Consider the following 6,607-nt stretch of genomic DNA (forward strand, 5'->3'; position numbering starts at 1 on the left):
TATTAAATCTTTGATATTAATGCAAGCAGCAGAGTCTCTAAAGGATGATTTACCAGTTACTGGAAACATTGTTAACCCTACATTACCTCCCAATCGAATTGCTTCTGTAGATGTTTATCGTGGTTTTGTGATGCTTCTTATGATGGCAGAGGTGCTTTCTCTTTCAGATGTATCAAAAGTTTTACCAGGAAATAAATTCTGGGAATTTTTGTCTTTTCAACAAAGTCATGTTCCATGGATATGGTTGAGTTTGCATGATATGATTCAGCCCTCATTTACTTTCCTGGTTGGTGTTGTTCTTCCTTATTCTATCGCAAGCCGGAAAAATAAAGGTGCTAGCGTACAAAATATACTCATACATACCATTAAACGTTCCTTTATTTTAATATTTCTAGGAATATTTTTGCGTTCCATGTATTCGAGCCAAACAAATTTTACTTTTGAAGATACACTCACGCAAATAGGATTGGGCTATACCTTCCTAGTTTTAATCTCTTTTTATTCACAGCGAGTTCAGATTATTTCTCTGATTGTGATCCTATTTTCTTACACCTTGGCATTTGCACTTTATCCGCTTCCTGGAAACTCCTTCGATTATGTTTCTGCTGGTGTAAGTTCCGATTGGGAACATAATTTAACTGGCTTTGCTGCACATTGGAATAAGAATACCAATTTAGCTTGGGCTTTTGATCAGTGGTTTTTGAATTTATTTCCAAGAGAAAGTGTTTTTCTTTTCAATTCAGGAGGCTATTCTACACTCAGTTTTATTCCAACTTTGGGAACAATGATTTTGGGACTGCTGGCAGGAAATTACTTGAGTTCTTCTCAAACTGCTCGTAAAAAACTTAATTTCTTTCTTTTTTCGGGCTTAGCTCTTCTTGTTTTTGGTGTTCTGCTTCATGTAAGTGGTTTAAATCCAATTGTGAAGCGTATTTGGACTCCTGCATGGACAATCTTTAGCGGTGGTATCTGTTTCTTGTTTTTAGCCTTATTTTATGGATTAATTGATATGAAGGGCAAGCATAAAGGGTCTTTCTTTTTAATGGTTATTGGTGTAAACTCAATTGCAGCTTATGTCATCGCAGATGGTGGAATGAGAAATCTTATCAATGACTCTCTTTTTATTCATTTAGGAGAAAACTTTAATCAGGTATTTGGATCGGCTTATGCTACTTTAATTAGTGGCGGACTAGTCCTTTTGTTTGAATGGCTGATTTTATATTGGATGTTTAAGAAAAAAATATTTATCAAGATTTAATCTCATTTTAAAAACATATTTATGAAAACGAAATTTCTTTATTTATCTATGATTTGCTTACTTTTTTATAGTAAAGCGCAGTCCCAAATGAAACCTTCAAAAGCAAATAAATCTTCCACAAAGTTTTATACTTTGCAAGATTTTAAGTCGGTTGAGAAATATGATACCCACGTTCATATTAATACCTACGATACTGCTTTCATAAATTTAGCTAAAGCGGATAACTTTAAATTATTAACAGTGAATGTTAATCCTTCCACTTACCCTTCTGTTGATAATCAAGAAAATGTGTCATTAGAATTGATAAAAAGTTTCCCTGAGCAAGTGGCTTATGCTACTACTTTTACGGTAAAAGATTGGGGTACAGATCTTTGGCTGCCTCAAACTCTTGCTTATCTTAAAAATTCATTTAGCAAGGGTGCAATTGGGGTTAAAATCTGGAAGAATATAGGAATGGAGCTCCGTGACAAGGATGGTAAATTTGTGATGGTTAATGATGCTAGACTGGACCCAGTTTTTGATTTTATTGAAAAAAATAATGTTACTCTTATTGGACATTTAGGTGAACCTAAAAATGCATGGCTACCTGTTGAGCAAATGACAGTCTCAGGTGATAAATCTTATTTTTCTAAGAATCCTAAATATCACATGTACCTTCATCCCGAATACCCCTCTTACCAAGATCAAATTGATGCAAGGGATAAAATGCTTGAAAAACATCCAACAATTCGTTTCGTTGGTGTTCACTTGGGCAGCCTTGAATGGGATGTAGATGAATTGGCAAAAAGACTCGATAAGTTCCCAAATATGGCGGTCGATATGGCAGAACGTATTTGTCACCTTCAATATCAAACAATAAATAATAGGCAAAAAGTTTATGATTTCATGGTTAAATATCAAGACCGACTTATTTATGCAACCGATAATTCAGTGGGTAAAAGTGCTAATCCTGCGGAATATAAAAAGAGGTTTCACGAAAGAAGGCTTAGCGATTGGAAATATTTTGTAAGCGACGATGAGATGAATGTTCCTGATTTTCAGGAAAAAATCCAAGGCCTTAAATTGCCGAAAGTAGTTATCGATAAAATTTATAGAACAAATGCTGAGAAGTGGTTTCCAGGAATCTAAACTAATTAATTCCACCTTTTAATAGAAAACAAAAAAATAATGAAAAATAACCGTAGAGATTTTTTAAAGAAAAGTAGCCTTGCTGGACTAGGACTTGCAGGTGCTACAGTATTAAACGGATTCGCATCCGAAGAGAAGAAGGGTCCATGGATTGCAAAATCAAGCATCCAAACCTTTAACATGAGTGGCTATGCCGCACCAAAGCTCGAAACTGTTCGGGTTGGTTTTATTGGTTTGGGTCAACGTGGTCCTTCTCACCTTAACGCGATTTCTAAAATCGAGGGTACCGAAATTAAAGCTTTGTGTGATTTACGCCCTGAAAGTGTAAATAAGGCTAAAAAAAGGTTAGAAGCTACTAGTCATAATCCTAAGCTTTATTCTGGGACTGAGGATGAATGGAAAAAACTTTGCGAACAAAAAGATATTGATCTTATTTATATCTGTACACCTTGGCATTTACATACACCTATGGCTTTGTATGCAATGGAGCAAGGCAAACACGTAGCGATTGAGGTTCCTGCAACTGTTTCATTAGAAGAATGCTGGAAGTTAGTAGAGACATCCGAGCGTACACGCAAGCACTGTATGATGCTTGAAAATTGTTGCTATGACTTTTTTGAATTGCTTACCTTAAACATGGCTAGACAAGGCTATTTTGGTGAGATTATTCATACTGAAGGTGCTTATATTCACAACTTGATAGATCTTAATTTTAGTGATAAGGGCTATCAAAATATGTGGAGATTAAGAGAAAATGCTACCAGAGAAGGTAGTATTTATCCCACTCATGGCTTAGGCCCAGTTTGTCAAGTTTTAAATGTAAACCGTGGAGATAAAATGGATTATTTAGTTTCTATGTCATCCAATGATTTCCATATGGCTGAACGTGCTAAAGCTGAAGCTGAAAAAAATGACCTGTACAAAGAATTTGTTGGTAAGGATTTTAAAGGAAATATCAATACCACCACAATTCGTACAACTAAAGGTAAAACTATCATGATTCAACATGATGTAACCTCACCGCGTCCTTACTCTCGTATTCATTTAGTGAGTGGTACCAAAGGTACTGCGTTAAAATATCCAACACCACGGATTTCAAATGGTCATTCAGGTTGGTTAAAAGAAGATGATTTTAAGGCTCTTGAGGCTCAATTTACGCCTAATATTGTGAAGAAAGTAGGAGAGCTTGCTAAAAAAGTTGGTGGACATGGTGGTATGGACTTCTTAATGAACTGGCGTTTAATTGATTGCCTTCGTAATGGTTTACCTCTTGATCAGGATGTTTATGATGCAGCAGCATGGAGCTCAATTTGGCCATTAAGTGAGTGGTCTGTAAATAATCGCTCCAACTCAGTTGATATTCCTGATTTTACTCGTGGAGCTTGGAAAAAGAATCAGCCACATGATATTAACCTTGAAAAAGGTGGTGATACTAAAGTGAAAATCTAAAAATATTTAGTTATTTATGGCTAGATCTAATAAATAGATTAGTTATTTCAATATTTCATGGATGCCCTGTTGTTATGAAACATAAAAGCTTTTAGCTAAATGTTTTTTAAGGCAGGGCATTCTTTTTTCATTGTATTTCTCGAAAAGCGTATTTTTAAAATAGGCTCTCGTTTTTTAAATAATTAAATGGTAGATAATTCTACATTTGCAATCAATGGCATTTAATCGAATTCTAACATCTGGATTTTTTAAATGTTAATAGTTGAAGATAACATGGAAAATAAAAAATATAATAAAGCTACCGAAGCTGTTTGGGCGGGAGAGGATAATCCCTATTTTAAGGAAGCAGTAACCACTCCAATAGTAAATAGTGTGGCTTTTGCTTACAACGATTTGGATAAATGGTATGACATTTCTATCGGAAAACAAGATGGATTTATTTACAGCCGAAATACCAACCCAACTGTGGCTGCACTCGAAGAAAAGATTAGAGTGCTTGAAGGTGCTGAATCGGCAACGGCCTTTGCAACCGGGATGGCAGCAATTAGCAATACCTTGTTTACTTTCCTAAAACCAGGAAAGCGAGTGGTGTCGATGAAAGATACTTATGGCGGGACAAGTAAATTATTTTTAGATTTTTTTCCTGAATATAAGGTGGATGTCTGTTTATGTGAGACAGGCAATCATGAGGAAATGGAATTGGAAATTGCTAAAGGTTGCGATTTAGTTTATTTAGAAACTCCCACTAATCCTACACTTAAAATAGTTGATATTAAGCGTCTGGCACAAGCAGCTAAAAAGGTAGGGGCAATTGTGGTGGTAGATAATACCTTCGCTACTCCAATTAATCAAAATCCATTGTCGCTTGGCGCTGATTTGGTATTGCATAGCGCCACTAAATACCTTTGTGGTCACTCTGATGCTATGGGTGGATTATTGGCTGGCAGCAAAGATCTGGTGCAGAAGGTTTTCCACTTTAGGGAAATTAATGGTGCTAGTTTGCAAGCAGATCCTGCTTACATGATTGCTCGGGGAATGAAAACACTTGAATTACGGGTATCTCGTCAAAATGAGTCGGCTCTTACCATTGCTAAATATCTTAAATCTCATCCAAAGGTTAGTGATGTTTTTTATCCTGGCTTAGAAACTCATAAGGGTCATGAAATTGCTAAATCTCAAATGCGTGGCTTCGGCGGAATGTTGAGTTTTGCCCTCAATGGAGGCTATGATTTGGTTGAAAAATTTCTTCCTTCTTTAAAACTTGTTCATTTAGCTGCTAGCTTAGGCTCTGTAAGTACTTTGGCCGGTCCGCCACGTACCACCAGCCACGTTGAACTAACGGAGGCACAACGTGCCCATTTGGGTATTCCGGAGAGCTTAATTCGCTATTCTGTGGGAATTGAATCGGTAGATGACCTGCTACAGGACCTTGAAGATGGATTAAAGAAAATTTAGTATATTTGTATTTAAAGCCGGATAAATGAGCAAATGTTCATCTATCCGGCTTTTTTATGCAATTCTATTTTTAGCTTATCTGAGTTTTTTATTATGAGCTAAATCATTCCTTTTTTTGTTTTTGGTCATTTTAGTTCAGCCATTTTATTGATATCGTTGTATTATGAAAGAGATAAACATTAAACACGTTAGCAATTTGCATAGTGATGCACTCAGGGGACTAGAATTTTATGAGCAAGAATTAGTCATTTTACAAAAGCGACTTGAAGAAATTGCTGGGGATAATACCGGTCACGAGGTGGCGGTAAATATCGAACATTTTCAGAATCAGTTTTTGATTCAGAACAATAATATTGATGAGCTAAAGCATAAAATCAAAGAAAATTTAAAGGCCATTGAGAGTCAGGTAATGAGTTCGGCTGGTTTTGTGGACCAAGATTCTATGAGCTTAAATGCGGATCTTTATGACCAGTATTTAACTCAGGAAAAGATTGTTAACGATATCAGGAAAGAATTTAATCGATTTGCTTCTAAATGGATGTAGTTTGATGCGTCCATTTTTTATTCCGCAAATGGATAGATGACAATAGATTTAAAATCCATAGTTTAGCATGATTTTTTAATGCTTAAAAATGTTTTTTTTAAAGTATTTGCTCATCCTTGTTTTGCTATTTCCCATTGTTTCGAGGGCGCAAACTTGTGCAGGCAACTTTGGCGACCCAGTGGTGAATATTACTTTTGGAAGTGGCTCTGCACCGGGACCAATAGCTTCTACTAACTATAATTATACCACAGCTAGCTGTCCCATAGATGGTAGTTATACCATTATAAATCGTACAAGTGGCTGTTTTGGGAATAGTTGGCATTCTCTTTCAGAGGATCATACTCCCGGAGATAGCGATGGTTTTATGATGCTGGTAAATGCTTCAAATGCTCCCGGCGAATTTTACAAAGAAACAATAACTAATTTGTGCCCAGGTACAACTTACGAGTTTTCGGCCTATGTGGTAAATGTCTTAAAGACTACTTCAGCAGGAATAAAACCAAATTTAACTTTTTTTATAGAGTCTGTTTCAGGGTCAGTCTTAGGCAGCTATTCTACTGGAAATATACCAGAATCATTGAATCCTGAATGGAAAAAATATGCATTGGTTTTTACTACTCCTGTAGGTATTTCTTCTGTGGTTCTCAAAATAGTTAATACCGCTCCAGGAGGTAATGGTAATGATCTTGCTCTAGATGATATTACGTTTAGGGCTTGCGGACCAAGCATTGAACCTAAATTAAATGGTAGCTTGACAAACTTTTTACTCTGTG

At 36.1% G+C, this 6,607-nt stretch carries 6 protein-coding genes; all 6 read left to right on the forward strand.

Annotated elements, in window-relative coordinates; translation table 11 throughout:
- On the forward strand, nucleotides 1–1,258 hold a 1,258-nt coding region (locus tag ACIQ0D_RS10835), incomplete at its 5' end, for an acyltransferase family protein (protein ID WP_395805494.1).
- Between the two features lie 21 nt (nucleotides 1,259–1,279).
- The gene (locus ACIQ0D_RS10840; protein WP_395805496.1) at nucleotides 1,280–2,386 is read left to right on the forward strand and encodes an amidohydrolase family protein; all 1,107 of its coding nucleotides are present in this window, start codon (nucleotides 1,280–1,282) and stop codon (nucleotides 2,384–2,386) included.
- 39 nt (nucleotides 2,387–2,425) lie between these two features.
- Entirely contained in the window at nucleotides 2,426–3,835 is a 1,410-nt protein-coding gene (locus ACIQ0D_RS10845; protein WP_395805498.1) for a Gfo/Idh/MocA family protein, read from the forward strand.
- Between the two features lie 273 nt (nucleotides 3,836–4,108).
- The gene (locus ACIQ0D_RS10850) at nucleotides 4,109–5,290 is read left to right on the forward strand and encodes a cystathionine gamma-synthase family protein (RefSeq protein ID WP_395805500.1); all 1,182 of its coding nucleotides are present in this window, start codon (nucleotides 4,109–4,111) and stop codon (nucleotides 5,288–5,290) included.
- Nucleotides 5,291–5,453: 163 nt separating this feature from the next.
- The gene (locus ACIQ0D_RS10855; RefSeq protein WP_395805502.1) at nucleotides 5,454–5,834 is read left to right on the forward strand and encodes a hypothetical protein; all 381 of its coding nucleotides are present in this window, start codon (nucleotides 5,454–5,456) and stop codon (nucleotides 5,832–5,834) included.
- 88 nt (nucleotides 5,835–5,922) lie between these two features.
- The coding region (locus tag ACIQ0D_RS10860; protein WP_395805504.1) for a hypothetical protein at nucleotides 5,923–6,607 on the forward strand (685 nt) is incomplete at its 3' end.

This window comes from Daejeonella sp., from assembly GCF_044342615.1.
Lineage (GTDB): Bacteria > Bacteroidota > Bacteroidia > Sphingobacteriales > Sphingobacteriaceae > Daejeonella.

Excerpts from the sequence above, each read along its gene's own strand:
- ACIQ0D_RS10845 (WP_395805498.1), top strand. The coding sequence starts at position 2,426 with ATGAAAAATAACCGTAGAGATTTTTTAAAGAAAAGTAGCCTTGCTGGA.
- ACIQ0D_RS10840 (WP_395805496.1), top strand. The coding sequence starts at position 1,280 with ATGAAAACGAAATTTCTTTATTTATCTATGATTTGCTTACTTTTTTAT.
- ACIQ0D_RS10850 (WP_395805500.1), top strand. The coding sequence starts at position 4,109 with ATGGAAAATAAAAAATATAATAAAGCTACCGAAGCTGTTTGGGCGGGA.
- ACIQ0D_RS10855 (WP_395805502.1), top strand. The coding sequence starts at position 5,454 with ATGAAAGAGATAAACATTAAACACGTTAGCAATTTGCATAGTGATGCA.